The 14,830-nt window shown below is 68.3% G+C and carries 13 protein-coding genes; 4 read left to right on the top strand and 9 right to left on the bottom strand.

Going from position 1 to position 14,830, the window contains the following annotated elements; translation table 11 throughout:
* Positions 1–185: 185 nt before the first annotated feature.
* The 8 genes from DM992_RS34205 to DM992_RS34170 form a co-directional block, all read right to left on the bottom strand.
* Positions 186–1,706, bottom strand: a complete 1,521-nt coding sequence (locus DM992_RS34205; RefSeq protein ID WP_111020708.1) for a sensor domain-containing diguanylate cyclase — start codon at positions 1,704–1,706, stop codon at positions 186–188.
* A 163-nt stretch (positions 1,707–1,869) separates the two neighbouring features.
* Positions 1,870–2,850 (bottom strand): M14 family metallopeptidase, encoded by a 981-nt coding sequence (locus DM992_RS34200; protein ID WP_111020707.1) that lies wholly within the window; start codon positions 2,848–2,850, stop codon positions 1,870–1,872.
* Between the two features lie 43 nt (positions 2,851–2,893).
* Complete coding sequence (locus DM992_RS34195) at positions 2,894–4,366, bottom strand: NAD-dependent succinate-semialdehyde dehydrogenase (RefSeq protein WP_111020706.1); 1,473 nt, start codon at positions 4,364–4,366, stop codon at positions 2,894–2,896.
* An 88-nt stretch (positions 4,367–4,454) separates the two neighbouring features.
* Complete coding sequence (locus DM992_RS34190; RefSeq protein WP_034182400.1) at positions 4,455–4,946, bottom strand: winged helix-turn-helix transcriptional regulator; 492 nt, start codon at positions 4,944–4,946, stop codon at positions 4,455–4,457.
* Between the two features lie 86 nt (positions 4,947–5,032).
* Positions 5,033–6,433: an aspartate aminotransferase family protein gene (locus tag DM992_RS34185; RefSeq protein ID WP_111020705.1), complete on the bottom strand. Its 1,401-nt coding sequence runs from the start codon at positions 6,431–6,433 to the stop codon at positions 5,033–5,035.
* A 161-nt stretch (positions 6,434–6,594) separates the two neighbouring features.
* Positions 6,595–7,521 (bottom strand): glyoxylate/hydroxypyruvate reductase A, encoded by a 927-nt coding sequence (locus DM992_RS34180; protein WP_111020704.1) that lies wholly within the window; start codon positions 7,519–7,521, stop codon positions 6,595–6,597.
* 12 nt (positions 7,522–7,533) lie between these two features.
* Entirely contained in the window at positions 7,534–8,394 is an 861-nt protein-coding gene (locus DM992_RS34175) for a GNAT family N-acetyltransferase (RefSeq protein WP_111020703.1), read from the bottom strand.
* 166 nt (positions 8,395–8,560) lie between these two features.
* Positions 8,561–8,818 carry a hypothetical protein gene (locus tag DM992_RS34170; RefSeq protein ID WP_111020702.1) on the bottom strand — a complete coding sequence of 86 codons (258 nt, stop codon included), beginning with the start codon at positions 8,816–8,818 and terminating at the stop codon, positions 8,561–8,563.
* A gap of 54 nt (positions 8,819–8,872) precedes the next feature.
* Here DM992_RS34170 and DM992_RS34165 point away from each other — a divergent pair, with 54 nt between their 5' ends.
* Positions 8,873–9,541 (top strand): haloacid dehalogenase type II, encoded by a 669-nt coding sequence (locus tag DM992_RS34165; RefSeq protein WP_111020701.1) that lies wholly within the window; start codon positions 8,873–8,875, stop codon positions 9,539–9,541.
* 209 nt (positions 9,542–9,750) lie between these two features.
* Positions 9,751–11,289 (top strand): methyl-accepting chemotaxis protein, encoded by a 1,539-nt coding sequence (locus DM992_RS34160; RefSeq protein WP_111020700.1) that lies wholly within the window; start codon positions 9,751–9,753, stop codon positions 11,287–11,289.
* 54 nt (positions 11,290–11,343) lie between these two features.
* Here DM992_RS34160 and DM992_RS34155 read toward each other — a convergent pair whose 3' ends face one another.
* Positions 11,344–11,688, bottom strand: coding sequence for a cupin domain-containing protein (locus tag DM992_RS34155; protein WP_111020699.1), 345 nt, complete (start codon positions 11,686–11,688; stop codon positions 11,344–11,346).
* Between the two features lie 498 nt (positions 11,689–12,186).
* Here DM992_RS34155 and DM992_RS34145 point away from each other — a divergent pair, with 498 nt between their 5' ends.
* Together DM992_RS34145 and DM992_RS34140 are read left to right on the top strand one after the other, a co-directional pair.
* The gene (locus DM992_RS34145) at positions 12,187–13,773 is read left to right on the top strand and encodes an ABC transporter substrate-binding protein (protein WP_111020697.1); all 1,587 of its coding nucleotides are present in this window, start codon (positions 12,187–12,189) and stop codon (positions 13,771–13,773) included.
* 79 nt (positions 13,774–13,852) lie between these two features.
* Positions 13,853–14,806, top strand: a complete 954-nt coding sequence (locus tag DM992_RS34140; RefSeq protein WP_111020696.1) for an ABC transporter permease — start codon at positions 13,853–13,855, stop codon at positions 14,804–14,806.
* The last annotated feature ends 24 nt before the right edge of the window (positions 14,807–14,830 follow it).

Here is a 14,830-nt window from a genome sequence, read left to right as displayed (position 1 = left end):
GATCGACGCGGGTTCGCCAGCCCGGAATGGAAGGCGTTTCACGTTCCGGGCGCGAAACCGCCGGATTGCCGGCACCGGCGAACGGCGGCAGCGGTACGATCGCGCGGCCGGCGATCGGTACGCTGCATTACCGGGCGAGACGGACGCCGAAAGGAAAAAGCGCCCGCAGTCGACCGCAACGGCCGTCAAGCCGATTGCGCAAGCGATCCCGTGTCGCCGCGGCACACGCGGTTTCTACCGTGGCGCTTCGCCGTATACAACGCGAGGTCTGCCTGATGCGTGAGCGCGTCGATGGACGCCGGGCGTGCGCGATGCCCGGTCGCGTATCCGATGCTCACCGTGAAAGGGGGAACCGTCTCGGCGAATCCTGCGAGCTGGTTGCGTTCCACTTCCGCGCGAATGGCCTCGGCGACCTTCGCGGCGCCGCTTTCGCTCGTATCCGGCAGCACCGCGACGAACTCTTCGCCGCCGTAGCGCGCGGCGACGTCGGCGCGCCGCCGCGTGTGAGTCCGGATGCATTCGGCCAGGAACCTCAGTGCCGTGTCACCCTGCGCGTGCCCGTATCGGTCGTTGTACTGCTTGAAGTGGTCGGCATCGATGAACAGCACCGACAGGCTGCCTTCATTGCTGCGCTGGAGTCGCTTCCATTCGTCGGCCAGCGCGACGTCGAGCGCACGGCGGTTGTGCAGGCCCGTCAGCGGATCGGTGCGGGTGAGGTCGGTCAGCAGCGTCTGCTTGCGGAGATTGTCCCGCAATGCGAATGCGAGCAGCCAGACGACGGCGCAGAAGAGCGCGCAGATGAACGACGCCGACACGCCGACCGACCACGACATGCGCGTGAAACCGGCGAGCACGTCGCGCTCGGCAGGGGCGACGACGGCAATCAGCGGGGTGCCGGGCACCCGCTGGAACGTATAGAGCCGCAAGGTTCCGTCGATGCGCGAGTAGGACGCATAGAACCCCGAATCCTGGTTCAGCATGCGATCGAAGGTCTTCGATCGGCTCAGTCGAACCATCTGGTGTTCGCTCAGCGGCGGATTTCTGGCCAGGATGGTGCCGTCCGTGCGCAGGATCGCGCTGATGCCGTTCGGGCCGACGTTCAGTCGGGCAAGCAGCTGATCGAAGTAGGCGATGTCGATGGCAACGATCGCGATCCCGTTGAACGAGTGGTCCGGACCTTCGATGCGCCTGGACAGCGCGATGGACTCCTTGCCGTTGCGCGAGCGCGCGCGATAGGCCTCCGATACGTAAAGGCCGACGTTCGCCGAGTCGCGATGGACCTTGAAGTAGTCGCGATCGCTGAAGTCCCAGTGGTGTGACGGGCCGCAACAGCCGTCGATCAGGCGGCCGTTTCGGTCCGTCACGCCCATGCCGGTCACGTATTGCGCGGCCGCGCGCTGGAACAGCAGATCGTGCCGAAGCCCGGCGTCCATGTGCCCGACCTCCGGCTTGCCGAGATCGGATGCGAGCGCGATCAGCGCGTTGTTGGACGTTTCGACGGTCCGCGCGATTTCGCTGACCAGCACGGCGGCGACGTTGCGCGAAGTCTCGTGCGCGTGCTCGACGACGCCGCTTCTCATGGCCCACAGCGTCATCGCGCTGATGCTCAGCGCGGCGAGCGACATCAGTGTGCCGAGCGCGCCGACGACAAGATGGTTTCGTCCCGCCCAGTCGGCGATTTTCTCGATGGAAGTGGATGCGGACATGCTCGCGCTCGTGGGGGAAGCCCGATGCGATGACCGAGGCTGCGCTGAAATCCGGGTTAACGGCAGGTATGCGAGGAAATGGAGGTCTGCATGCGAAGCGAATCGGCGCGGCGTTGCCGCAAACGTGTGCGGCCGCCGCGCCGGTTGCGTTGAAGCCGATCCGTCAGGCGGGCGCGCCGGATTCGTCGACGAGCCGCCCGAGCCGGACGACGGTGACGCCGGGCCGCAATTGCCGCAGCGACGGCATCACGAGCACGCAGTCGGGGTACGGCGTCACGACCGGGACCTCGTTCGACCAGCCGATCACGGTGCCGGCGTCCGGGAAATGTTCGAGCCCGGTGTAGTCGCCCGCGAAACGAAACACGCCGTTCGTCGCGACCACGGGCTCCGTCACCTGCACGACGCGCATCGTGTCGGGCAGCGGCAGGAACCAGTCGGCGGGCAGGTCGCCGGGCTCGACCACGCCGGACGCGACCAGGAAGCGGGCCGTGGTGTCGCGGGCGACGTCCACCGCGCGCGCTTCCCAGTGTTGCCCGCATTCCACCAGCATCGCGCATTTCGGGCTGCCCGGCTCGCCGAATGCCGCGTAATCGCGCATCCGCGTGCCTTCCGGGTGGCCTTCGTCGCGGATCACGGTGGCCGGCGCGCCGACGCGGCGCGCGAGCGCGACGCCCTTGTCGAGCGGCCCCGCGACGATCAGCGGCGCACTGCGCTCATGCATCGAATGCAGGTCGAGCAGCCAGTCGGCCGCATCGACGAACGGGCGCAGCGCGCGGGCGCGATCGAGTTCGACCGAACGGGCCGACGGATCGTCGAGCACGGCGGGCGTCCACACGCGGTTGAAATCCTGGTCGACGAAGCGCGCCGCGTCCGGCTTCGCGGGATCGAAGCGCGCGTAGGCAGCGACGTTCGCGAACGACAGCGTGAGCGTGCCGCGACGCGGCCGCACGTCGAGCGCCAGCAGCGCGTCGACGACGATCGCGCCGCAGACTTCGTTGCCGTGCGTGAGCGCGTTGACCATCACGTTCGGGCCGGCTTCGCCCGACGCGAAGCGGTACACGTGGTCGACGCCGGTATTGCCCGCGCGGTGCGGCGCGAGGTCGGGAAACGAAACCTCGATCGGGTAGGGCGTGAAAGCGGTCATGGCGGCGTACCGGGTAACGAAAACGTAAGGAAGGGGCGTGCGATCAGTCGAGCCCGCCCTGGCACAGGTACTTGATCGACAGGTAGTCGTCGAGGCCGTAGCGCGAGCCTTCGCGGCCGTAGCCCGATTCCTTCACGCCGCCGAACGGCGCGGCCTCGCTCGCGAGCGCGCCCTCGTTGATGCCGACGATGCCCGTTTCGAGCCGCGCCGAGACGCGCGCGATCCGCCGGACGTCCTGCGTGTAGAAATACGCGGCGAGCCCGAACGGCGTGTCGTTCGCGGCGCCGACGGCTTCGTCCTCGGTATCGAACGGAAACAGCGCGGCGACCGGCCCGAACGTCTCCTCGCAACCGAGCTGCATGCCGGGGGCCGCATCGGCCAGCACGGTCGGCGCGTAATAGTTCGGCCCCAGTTCGGGCAGGCGCCGGCCGCCCGTCAGCACACGGGCGCCGCGCTCGAGCGCATCGTCGACATGGCGCGCGATCTTGTCGACCGCGCGTGCGTTGATCATCGGGCCGATCTGCGCGGCGGGGTCGGTCGCGGGCGCGACTTTCAGCGCACTGACCCGCGCGGCGAGCTTCGCGGCGAATGCGTCGTAGATCCGGGCCTGCACGTACACGCGATTCGGCGACACGCATGTCTGGCCGCCGTTGCGGAACTTGGCGGCCATCACCCCGTCGACCGCGGCGTCGAGCTCGGCATCGTCGAACACGATGAACGGCGCATTGCCGCCGAGCTCGAGCGACAGCTTCTTGAGCGTCGCGGCCGATTCGCGTGCGAGCAGCTTGCCGACGGGCGTCGATCCCGTGAACGTGATCTTGCGCACGCGGCCGTCGGCGAGCCAGTCGGCCACCGCATCGATGCCGTGCTCGCGCGATGCGGCGATCACGTTCAGCACGCCGGGCGGCACGCCGGCTTCCTGCGCGAGGAACGCCAGCGCGAGTGCCGTGAGCGGCGTGTCCTCGGCCGGCTTCGCGACGACCGTGCAGCCGGCCGCGAGCGCGGGCGCGATCTTGCGCGCGATCATCGCGAGCGGGAAATTCCACGGCGTGATCGCGGCGACGACGCCGATCGGCTCCTTGACCGCACTCAGCCGCTTGCCGCGCTGCTGTTGCGGAATCAGGTCGCCGTACGTGCGGGTTGCTTCCTCGGCGAACCACAGCACGTACGACGCGCCATACGCGACTTCGCCGCGCGCTTCGGCAAGCGGCTTGCCCTGTTCGCGCGACATCAGTTTCGCGAGATCGTCGGTGTGCGCGACGATCGCCGCATGCCACGCGCGCAGGATCGCCGCGCGTTCGCGGGCCGGCGTCGCGCGCCACGCGGGCAGCGCGCGCACGGCCGCGTCGGTCGCGGCACGCGCGTCGGCAGAACCGCTGTCGGGCGCGTCGGCCACGCGCTCGAGCGTCGCCGGATCGGTGATCGTGAAGCGACGGCCGTCGAGCGCGTCGCGCCACGTGCCGTCGATCAGGTTTGCACTGCGAACGAGTTCGGTGCGGGAGAGGGTAAGCGGCATGGCAGGTCCTTGGATGAGGGCGGCTCGACGGCGGCAGGCGGGCGCGTAGCGATGACGCGCGTACGGCGCGGCGGCCGCCCGCCGCGCGTCAGTGCCGTTCGCCGAACAGCGATTCGAGCGGATAGTGCCGCTTGACGAACGGCGACTTGATGATCACGTAGCTGAAATATTTCTCGATGCCGATGTTCTGCTCGAGCAGCCCTTCGACGATCGTCTGGTAGTGGCTCACGCTGCGCGTGACGAACTTGAGCAGATAGTCGTAGCCGCCGCTCGCGAGATGGCACTCGACGATCTCGTCGACATCGCGGATCGCCGCGACGAACCGGTCGAAGTCCTCGCGCCGGTGGTCGGCGAGCGTGACCTCGGTAAACACCACCTGCACGTCGCCGAGCTTCTCGAGCTGGATGTGCGCGCCGTACCCGGCGATGTAGCCGGCTTTCTCGAGCCGCTTCACGCGGATCAGGCACGGGCTCGGCGACAGCCCGACCGCATCGGCCAGTTCGACGTTGGTCATGCGCCCGCGCTTCTGCAACTGGGAAAGAATGCGCAGGTCGATCCGGTCTAGCTTGCTGTCCGTCATGTTCGCGTGAGAAGGCAGAAATGGAATGTCCGGTTACTTTAGAGTCGAACGGTAGCCGCCACAAGTCCGGCTTTCCCTCGCCCGCTTTACGCCGGCTGCGCGTGGGCGGCGTCGAGCGCGCGCTGCACGCCCGCGTCGGCCAGCACGTCGTCGAGCGTCTTGCGCACGCGCTCGAACATCAGGTCGAACTCGCCGGCCGTGAAGCTCAGCGCCGGCGCGAAACCGAGCACGCCGTCGCCGAACGCGCGGAACACGATGCCGTTCGCGTACGCGGCCGCGGTGATCCGGTCGGGCAGGTTCAGCGCCGGGTCGAAGCGCGTCTTGCTCGCCTTGTCGGCCACCAGTTCGAGCGCGCCGAGCAGGCCCGCCGAACGCGCATCGCCGACCAGCGGGTGGTCGCGCAGCGCGGCAAGGCCTGCCGCGAAGCGCGGCGCCATCGCCTGGCCGTTCGCGAGCAGCCCGCCGTCGTGATAGAGCCTCAGCACCTCGAGGCCGATCGCGGCGCTGACCGGATGCGCGGAATACGTGTGGCCGTGCCCGACCACCGCGGAATCGGTGCGGCTGCCCGCGATCCCTTCGTAGATTTCGTCGGACATCAGTACCGCGCCCATCGGCGCATAACCGGCCGTCAGGCCCTTCGCGACGGTCATCAGGTCCGGCTCGACGCGTTCGGTCTCGCACGCGAACAGCGGGCCGGTGCGGCCGAAACCGGTGATCACCTCGTCGGCCACGAACAGGATGCCGAGGCGCCGGCATGCGTCGCGCATCGCCTTCAGCCAGCCTGCCGGCGGCACGATCACGCCGCCGGAGCCCTGCACCGGCTCGCAGAAGAACGCGGCGACGTTGTCCGCGCCGAGTTCCGCGACCTTCGCTTCGAGCGCGGCGACGGACGCGGCGATCAGCGCCTGCGGATCGTCGCCGAGCGGGTGGCGATACGGGTAGGGCGACGGAATGTGGTGCTGGTCGGCGCGCGGCAGGTCGAAATGGCGGTGGAACGCGGGCAACGCGGTGAGCCCGGCGCCGATCGACGACGAGCCGTGATAACCGCGCTCGAGCGCGATCATGTGCTTCTTGGTCGGGCGGCCGGTCGCATTGAAATAGTGCGTGATGAAGCGCACCGCGGAATCGACGGCGTCCGAGCCGCCGAGCGTGAAGTACACGCGGTTCAGCGACGCGGGCGCGAGCGCCGCGAGCCGCTCGGCAAGCTCGATCGCGGGCTGCGACCCGAAATGGAAATAGCCGGTGGCATAGGGCAGCTTCGCCATCTGGTCGGCCGCCGCCTTCACGATGCTGTCGCGGCCGTAGCCGACGTTCACGCACCACAGGCCGGAAAACGCGTCGAGCAGCGTGTGGCCTTGCGCATCGCGCAGGAACACGCCGTCGGCGGAGTCGAGCACGGTGACGCCGCGCGCCTCGTGCGTGCGGTAATTGACGACCGGGTGGATCAGGTGTTGGCGATCGGCTTCGATCAGCGCGGAGTAGGTCATGGCAGGGCGGGACTCTCGTCGGGTGTCAGCGATGGAGTCATCCTAACGAGCGAGAAATTCGCGCGTGCCTTCAATTTGCCGGCTGAAACATACGGGCGCGGCGTTTGCACCGCGCGCTTCGGCATTTTCTGCTGCGCCCGCGCGCCGGTGCGGATGAGCGGTCAGTAGCCGCGCGCGCGATCGACGACGCCGATCATCGGCTGCCCCGCGCGATGGCGTGCGAGGTTTGCGAGCACGGCGTCGACGGCGGTGTCGGGCCGCGTCGCGCTGGCGATGTGCGGCGTGATCCGGATGCGCGGATGGGTCCAGAACGGGTGTCCGGCCGGCAACGGTTCGGGGTCCGTCACGTCGAGGATCGCACTGTCGAGCCGGCCGCTGTCGAGCGCCGCGAGCAGCGCGGCCGCGTCGAGCTGCGGGCCGCGGCCGACCTGCACGAGCGACGCGCCGGCCGGCAGCGCGTCGAACACGCGCGCGCCGAGCAGCCCGCGCGTGTCGTCCGTCAGCGGCAGCAGGCAGATCAGGATGTCGGTGCGCGCGAGAAACGCGTCCAGCGCCGCATCGCCCGCATGGCACTCGACGCCGTCGAGCGTGCGCGGCGTGCGGCTCCAGCCGGCGCACGGGAAGCCGAAGCGCCGCAGCGTGTCGAGCACGGCCTGGCCGAGCGTGCCGAGCCCCAGCACGCCGATACGGCGCGCTGCGGCCGCGCGCACCGGCCGCTCGTGCCATACCTGCGCGCGTTGCTGCGCCGCGTAGTCGAACAGGTCGCGATGGATCGTCAGCACGGCCTGCGTCACATACTCGACCATGCCGTCGACGATGCCGGGTTCGATCATCCGCACGACCGGGATATGCGCGGGAACGCGCGACAGGTCGAACTGGTCGATGCCGGCGCCGACGGAGAACACGATCTCCAGGTTCGGCAGCAGCGCGACCGGATCGTCGGGCGGCTGCCACGCGGCGAGGTAGCGCACCGCGTGCGGATCGCCGATGTCCGGCCAGATCCGGAACGCGAGGTCGGGTGCTTGCTGTGCGAAGCGGCGTGCCCATTGCGCGCCGCGCACCGGATCGGCCTTGTAGACGAAGCTCATCGGATGCGTGGCTCAGCCGAGCGCCTGATTGACGATCGCGAACGCGCGCAGCGCCGGGTCGCGCGCGGGCGCGTCGCCGCGCACCATCGCGACGACCGTGTCGACGCGCGGCAACCCGAGCCCCTGCAGCCAGTCCGACAGGCCGCTGTCGCCCGGTACGTCGAGCCGCACGAACATGCCCTCGTGCAGCGCGAGCCAGTGGCTGATGAGCGCCTGCGCGCGCAGCGCGTCCGGCGCGATCACCGGGCCGATCGCATGGCCGCGGCCGAACCGGCGGAACAGCGCGAAGCCGAGCAGTTCGCCGTCGCGGTCGAGCGCGATGCCGTTGGCGACGTCGAGCAGCGCGTCGGTCACCGCGTCGCGCGGATAGCCGGCCGCGCGCGACGCGAGCGCCGCGAGTCGCGGGCCGTCGTTCGTGCCGAGCGGCCGCAGCCGTTCGCCGGGCGGCAGCGAGATCAGCGGCGGCTGGAATACGGTGCCCTGGTGCTGGTCGATCGTGCCGATCGCGTGGAAGCCGAACTTCGCGTACAGCGGCTCGCCGGCCGGCGTCGCATGCAGGAACACCGTGCGCGGGCCGAAGCCGTCGACCAGCCGCGCGAGGAGTTCGCGGCCGATGCCGCGGCCCTGGTGTTCGGGCGATACGATCACCATGCCGAGCGACGCGTGCGACTCGCCGAAGCGCCAGCCGAGCGCGGTGCCGACGACGCCGGTGTCGTCTTCGGCGACGAAGCCGCTGCCGAGCTGCAGCACGAAGCGCCAGTCGTCGACCCGATGCGGCCAGTTGAACGCTTGCGACAGCCGATGCGCGGCGGGCAGGTCGCTTTCGGCGAACGGACGATAGGTAAGCGTGCGGGAAGGATTGAGGTCGGCCACGCCGGACTCCGGATCGGTAGGAATGACGCATCCACTCTGCCAGCGGCGGCACGGTGCGGATAGGACGATTCGCCTGTTTTTCGGCGATCGCGGCCCGTTGCGCGAAATCGACGCAAACCGGCTCGAGCGGCGCGACGCAACGCGCGTTCCGTGCCGGCGCGGGCGCTCAATCCGGCAGCTTCTGCTGCGTGAACGCCCGTACGATTGAAGCAGCGCGGCGTGCTCGCCGCACGGCGGGATCGTACGGCGGGTGTGCACGAGCGGCGCGTTGCCGCTTCGCGCGATCCCGTCGGTCGGCGCGGCGCGCGCCCGCCGGGATCGCGCCGCAGATCGTGCCGTGCAGGCCCGGCAACACGCGGCGATCGTGCGTTTCGAGCGGTGCCGAACGATGCGCGAAGGATTTATTGCCCTGATTCAATTGCATTCAACCCAGCCCGTCCCCGGCCCTGCCGGGGCTTTACACCGACAGGACGTCACCATGATCCAATTTGAACCGAAATTCATCACGTTCGACTGCTATGGCACGCTGACCCGCTTCCGGATGGGCGACATGGCGCGCGAGATTTACGCCGACCGCCTGTCGCCGGTCGATCTCGAGGAATTCGTGCGCGCGTTCGCCGCCTATCGCCTCGACGAGGTGCTCGGCGCGTGGAAGCCGTATCGCGACGTCGTCGTCAACGCGATCCGCCGCACCTGCAACAAGCTCGGCGTGAAGTTCGACGAAGCCGAAGCAGAACTCTTCTACCTCGCGGTTCCGACCTGGGGCCCGCATCCGGACGTGCCGGCCGGCCTGTCGCGGCTCGCGAAGAAGTACAAGCTGGTGATCCTGTCGAACGCGTCGGACGACCAGATCATGAGCAACGTCGACAAGCTCGGCGCGCCGTTCCACGCGGTGTTCACCGCGCAGCAGGCGCAGTCGTACAAGCCGCGCATGCAGGGCTTCGAATACATGTTCGACAAGCTCGGCTGCCAGCCGCAGGACGTGCTGCACGTATCGTCGAGCCTGCGCTACGACCTGATGACGGCCGAGGATCTCGGGATCAAGCACAAGGCGTTCGTCAATCGCGGCCACGAGCCGGGCACGCCGTTCTACAACTACTACGAGGTGTCCGACATCGGCCATCTCGCGACGCAGCTCGGCCTGTAAGCGGCGCGTCGGCGGCGCGCGCGTGGGGCGTGCGTCGCGCCGCCGCCCGGGCACGCCCGGGCGAATCCACGGAGCGGCCGGCCCGGCCGCTTCGTCGCGCGCATACGATCAGCGCACGAATCGAGGGTAAATACCGATGCGGTGATGTTCAAGGTGGAGCCGCCAGCGCCGATATATGTACCGAATGGTTAATATCGCGAGGCTCCCGCATGAAGTTGTCCACGAAACTGCTGATGCTCGTCGCAGCCGCGCTGCTCGGTGTCGTATTGCTCGCCGCGATGTCGCTGCAGACGCTGCGCGGCGCGCTGATCGACAGCCGTCGCGAAGAGATCGTCATTCTTTTGACGAAGGCCGAACATCTGGTCAATTCGTACCGTGCGTTGCAGGCGAGCGGTACGCTCACCGCGGATCAGGCCCAGCAGCAGGCAAAAGCCGCGCTGTCGGCGCTCAACGCGGATACGAAAAGCTACTACTGGGTCACGACCGCCGACGGCGTCAACCTGGTTCATCCGAACGCGAAGTTCGTCGGCACGCGGGCCAAGGGCAACCGCACGACCGGCGGCCTGACCGACAGCGAGGCTTACCGCGCCGGGATGGCGCAGGCGCATTTCGCGCTCGTCGACGTGCTGGTCAAGCGCAGCCCCGATGCGGATGCGGTGCCGAAACTGCAGGGCGTGGTCGCCATTCCCGGCTGGGACTGGTGGATTGGCACGGGATTCTTTTACGACGATATCGACGCGGCCTTCACCCGGCTCGCGATGGTGCTGGGCGCCATCGCGCTCGTCATCGCCGCGACGCTCGCGGCAATCGCATGGGGCGTCCTGCGCAGCGTCAGGCGCATGCTGGGCGGCGAGCCAGCGCACGCGACGCACATCGCGGCGCGCATCGCCGCCGGCGAACTGGACGTCGAGTTCGATGCGGCAAAGGCCGCGCCGGGCAGCCTGCTCGCCGCGCTCGGCGAAATGAAGGCGCGCCTGACCGAGACGATCGCCGAAATCCAGACCACGACCCACTCGATTGCGGTGGGCACGGGCGAGATCGCGCAAGGCAACCTGGACCTGTCGCAACGCACGGAGGAACAGGCCGCGTCGCTGCAGGAAACGGCCGCCAGCATGGAACAGATCACGTCGACGGTCAGACAGAATGCCGAGAATGCGCGTCAGGCCAATGCGCTCGTCACCACGGCCAAGGAGGCGACCGAACTCGGCGGTGCCGCCGTGCAGGAGGTCGTCGAAACGATGCGGCAGATTTCCGACGAGTCGGTGCGGATCGCCGACATTACCGTCGTGATCGAAAGCATCGCGTTCCAGACCAACATTCTTGCGCTCAACGCCGCGGTCGAAGCGGCGCGAGCCGGCGAGGAAGGGCGCGGGTTCGCGGTCGTGGCCTCGGAGGTCCGCTCGCTCGCCCAGCGCAGCGCCGCGGCAGCGAAGGACATCAAGGGGCTGATCGAGGTGTCGGTCGAGAAGGTCGGCAGCGGCAGCCGGCTCGTCGAGGCGGCGGGGGCGCGCATGACGGAGATCGTCCGGTCGATCGACCGGGTCGCCGACATCATGGGCGAGATCTCCACGGCCTCCGCCGAGCAAAGTACCGGCATCGAACAGGTCGGCAAGGCGGTGTCGCAAATGGACGAAGTCACTCAGCAGAACGCCGCGCTCGTGGAGCAGGCTGCGGCTGCCGCTTCGTCCCTGGATGAACAGGCGGCACGGTTGAGGTCCGCGGTAGCGGTGTTCCGGCTGGCCAGCTGAGCGGCCCGCCCGGGCGGGAAACCGGGCGCGGCGCGCATGAGCGGCCCGCCCGCGTCAGAAGATCACATACACCTTGCGCATCGTTTCGCGCACGTCCCACAGCCCTTCGGGGTTCGCGGCGAAGAACAGCGTGTCGCCCGCGCCGAACTCGATCGCTTGCTCGCCATCCGGCGCGAACGTGCCGGCGCCCGCGAGGAAATGCATCACCTCCGCTTCCTTCACTCCGCGCCGGCAAATGCCCGGCGTGCATTCGAACTCGCCCGTGTCGAACGCTTCGCTACCCGGGATCACGACCTGCCGGGCCGACACGCGGGAGGGCTCGGTGCCGGGCAATCCGGCTGTACCCCGGTCTTCGGGCAATTCGGTGTCGACCGAGCGGGAAATCTTCTGAACTTTCATGCGTGGGTGTGTCATCGCGGTGATGGGAAATCGCCCCGGCGCAGCGGCTGCGAGGGCGGCTCACCGTCGCACACGCGCGCGGCCGGCGACTAGCGCATTTCGCTCGTTCCGAGCGCCGCGGATCCGCGGGCGCGCAATCGATGCAAAACATGCGGTTTGGGGCCACCGAACGCGTTTCGGATGCCGAACGGGCAATTTTGTCGGTGCAATCTGCGGCGGCCGCCGCTTTACGATTCTGTTTGTCACGCATCTGTCGCGAACGGATCAGGAAGGTGCGGCGGCACACGCGGGCGCGCAGCTGATCATGCTGCGCAGGCGGCCCAAAACGGTCGAATCGTGTCGTGCAGGTGCCCCGAATCGCGACAACCGCCATTTTGGCGGTGCTTAAATGAACTCAATGCGTACGACGTTGCGCTCGCTACCAGCAGGCGGGCGCGGCGGGAATCACGAACCACGCTGGACCCCAGGACCCACTTTCCACAGTCAGGAGCAGTTCGGATGAGCGACGATATCGACAACGGCGGAGATCACCGCGGCTTCACGCGCCGCGACATGATGCGGATCATGGCGGCGGGCGGCATGATGGCCACCGGCGCCGGCGGACTGCTGATGGGGGCGCAGCCGGCGTTCGCCGCGCCCGCGCCGAAGCGCGGCGGCAAGATCCGCGTGGCCAACGAATCCGGCTCGACGGCCGATACGCTCGACCCGGCCAAGGGCTCGACGGGCGCCGACTACATCCGCTTCTTCATGTTCTACAGCGGCCTCACGCAGCTGGACGCCAGCCTGACGCCGCAGATGAACCTGGCCGAATCGCTGCGGACGACCGACGCGAAGACCTGGGTCATCAAGCTGCGCAAGGGCGTCACGTTCCACGACGGCAAGACGGTCGGCCCGGCCGACGTCGTGTTTTCGCTGCTGCGCCACAAGAACGCGGCCACGGCTTCGAAGGTCAAGACGATCGCCGACCAGTTCACCGATGCGAAGGCGACCGGGCCCGACGAAGTCACGCTCACGCTCGCCAGCGCGAACGCGGACCTGCCGGTGATCCTCGCGACGCCGCAGCTCGTGATCGTCAAGGACGGCACGACCGACTTCACGACCGGCATCGGCTGCGGCCCGTACAAGCTGAAGACGTTCAAGCCGGGCGTGTCGACGGTCGGCGTGCGCAACGACAGCTACTTCAAGCCCGGGATGCCGTATCTCGACGAGATCGAGCTGATCGGCATCAGCGACAGCGCCGCGCGCCTGAACGCGCTGCTGTCGGGCGACGTGCACCTCGTGAATGCGATCGACCCGCGCTCGACGCAGCGCGTCGCGTCGACGCCCGGCTATGCGCTCAGGGAAACCAAGTCGGGGCTCTATACCGACCTCATCATGCGCAGCGAAAGCCCGTTGACCGCCAACCCGGATTTCGTCGAGGGGATGAAGTACCTGTTCGACCGCGAGCAGATCCGCTCGGCAGTGTTCCGCGGCTACGCGGTGATCGGCAACGATCAGCCGATTCCGCCGGGCCATCGCTACTTCAACGCGTCGCTGCCGCAGCGGCCGCACGATCCGGACAAGGCGAAATTCCTGTTCCAGAAAGCGGGCGCGCTGGGCGTCACGCTGCCGCCGATCTACGCGACGTCGGACGCGAACGGCTCGATCGAGATGGCCGTGCTGCTGCAGCAGGCCGGCCAGAAGATCGGACTGAACCTGCAGGTGAACCGCGTGTCGGCCGACGGCTACTGGTCGAACCACTGGATGAAGCATCCGCTCGGCTTCGGCAACATCAACCCGCGCTCGAGCGCCGACGTGCTGTTCACGCAGTTCTTCAAGTCGGATGCGCCGTGGAACGAGTCGGGCTGGAAGAACGCGAAGTTCGATCAGCTGCTGCTGGCCGCGCGTTCCGAGACCGACGACGCGAAGCGCAAGCAGATGTACGGCGACATGCAGGCGATCGTCGCGCAGCAGGGCAGGGTCGGCATCCCGGCGTTCATCAGTTTCCTCGACGGCTACGACAAGCGCCTCGGCGGCCTCGGGTCGATCCCGACCGGCGGGATGATGGGCTTCATGTTCGCCGAGAACGTATGGTGGAACGCGTGACGGCGTTGCCAGCCGCAGCCGCGTTGCCGGTGCGGGTTGCCGCGCCGGCAACGCTCGAACTTTCCCGGAGGGCCGCGCCATGAACCGCATTCTGCTCGGACTGATCGGCCGCCGCATCGCGGTTACCGCGCTGACGCTGCTGATCGTGTCCGTGATCATCTTCGCGATCACGAACCTGCTGCCGGGCGATGCCGCGCAGGCCGCGCTCGGCCAGTCCGCGACGCCGGAAACGGTGGCCGCGCTGCGCCAGCAGTTCGGCCTCGACATGCCGGCCCACGTGCGTTACGCGCACTGGCTCGCGGGCCTGCTGCACGGCGACTTCGGCCGTTCGCTGTCGAGCGACATGCCGGTGTCCGACATGATCGGCGGGCGCTTGCCGAAGTCGCTCACGCTCGCGGCGATCACGACCTGCGTATCGGTGCCGATCGCACTGGTGCTCGGCATTCTCGCGGCGGTCAAGCGCGAGTCGGCGATCGACCGCGCGATCAGCCTCGGCACGCTGGCGCTCGTCGCGACGCCGGAATTCCTGATCGCGACGGTCGCCGTGCTCGTGCTGGCGGTGAAGCTGCACTGGCTCTCCGCGCTGTCGTACAGCGGGCCGATCGAAAGCGTCCACGATTTCCTGCGCGCGTATGCGATGCCGGTGCTGACGCTCTGTGCGGTCGTGATCGCGCAGATGGCGCGGATGACGCGCGCCGCGGTCATCGAGCAACTGAGCGCGTCGTATGTCGAAATGGCCGTGCTCAAGGGCGCGAGCCCCGCGCGCGTGGTGCTGCGCCATGCGCTGCCGAACGCGATCGGGCCGATCGCCAATGCGATCGCACTGAGCCTGTCGTACCTGCTCGGCGGCGTGATCGTCGTCGAGACGATCTTCAACTATCCGGGCCTCGCCAGCCTGATGGTCGATGCGGTCGGCAACCGCGACTTCCCGCTGGTGCAGGCGTGCACGCTGATCTTCTGCGTGGCCTATCTGACGCTCGTGCTGTTCGCCGACCTGTGCTCGATCGTGTCGAACCCGAGACTGCGGACCTGAGCGTCCCGTCCTTCTCCCGAGATG

Source organism: Burkholderia sp. JP2-270 (assembly GCF_003233675.1).
GTDB lineage: Bacteria > Pseudomonadota > Gammaproteobacteria > Burkholderiales > Burkholderiaceae > Burkholderia > Burkholderia pyrrocinia_C.
The sequence above is the reverse complement of the archived record's forward strand: the minus strand, read 5'-3'. Positions and strand labels throughout refer to the sequence as shown.

Coding starts and splice junctions, on each gene's coding strand:
- DM992_RS34205 (WP_111020708.1), bottom strand. CDS start 1,706: ATGTCCGCATCCACTTCCATCGAGAAAATCGCCGACTGGGCGGGACGA.
- DM992_RS34200 (WP_111020707.1), bottom strand. CDS start 2,850: ATGACCGCTTTCACGCCCTACCCGATCGAGGTTTCGTTTCCCGACCTC.
- DM992_RS34195 (WP_111020706.1), bottom strand. CDS start 4,366: ATGCCGCTTACCCTCTCCCGCACCGAACTCGTTCGCAGTGCAAACCTG.
- DM992_RS34190 (WP_034182400.1), bottom strand. CDS start 4,946: ATGACGGACAGCAAGCTAGACCGGATCGACCTGCGCATTCTTTCCCAG.
- DM992_RS34185 (WP_111020705.1), bottom strand. CDS start 6,433: ATGACCTACTCCGCGCTGATCGAAGCCGATCGCCAACACCTGATCCAC.
- DM992_RS34180 (WP_111020704.1), bottom strand. CDS start 7,521: ATGAGCTTCGTCTACAAGGCCGATCCGGTGCGCGGCGCGCAATGGGCA.
- DM992_RS34170 (WP_111020702.1), bottom strand. CDS start 8,818: ATGCAATTGAATCAGGGCAATAAATCCTTCGCGCATCGTTCGGCACCG.
- DM992_RS34165 (WP_111020701.1), top strand. CDS start 8,873: ATGATCCAATTTGAACCGAAATTCATCACGTTCGACTGCTATGGCACG.
- DM992_RS34160 (WP_111020700.1), top strand. CDS start 9,751: ATGAAGTTGTCCACGAAACTGCTGATGCTCGTCGCAGCCGCGCTGCTC.
- DM992_RS34155 (WP_111020699.1), bottom strand. CDS start 11,688: ATGAAAGTTCAGAAGATTTCCCGCTCGGTCGACACCGAATTGCCCGAA.
- DM992_RS34145 (WP_111020697.1), top strand. CDS start 12,187: ATGAGCGACGATATCGACAACGGCGGAGATCACCGCGGCTTCACGCGC.
- DM992_RS34140 (WP_111020696.1), top strand. CDS start 13,853: ATGAACCGCATTCTGCTCGGACTGATCGGCCGCCGCATCGCGGTTACC.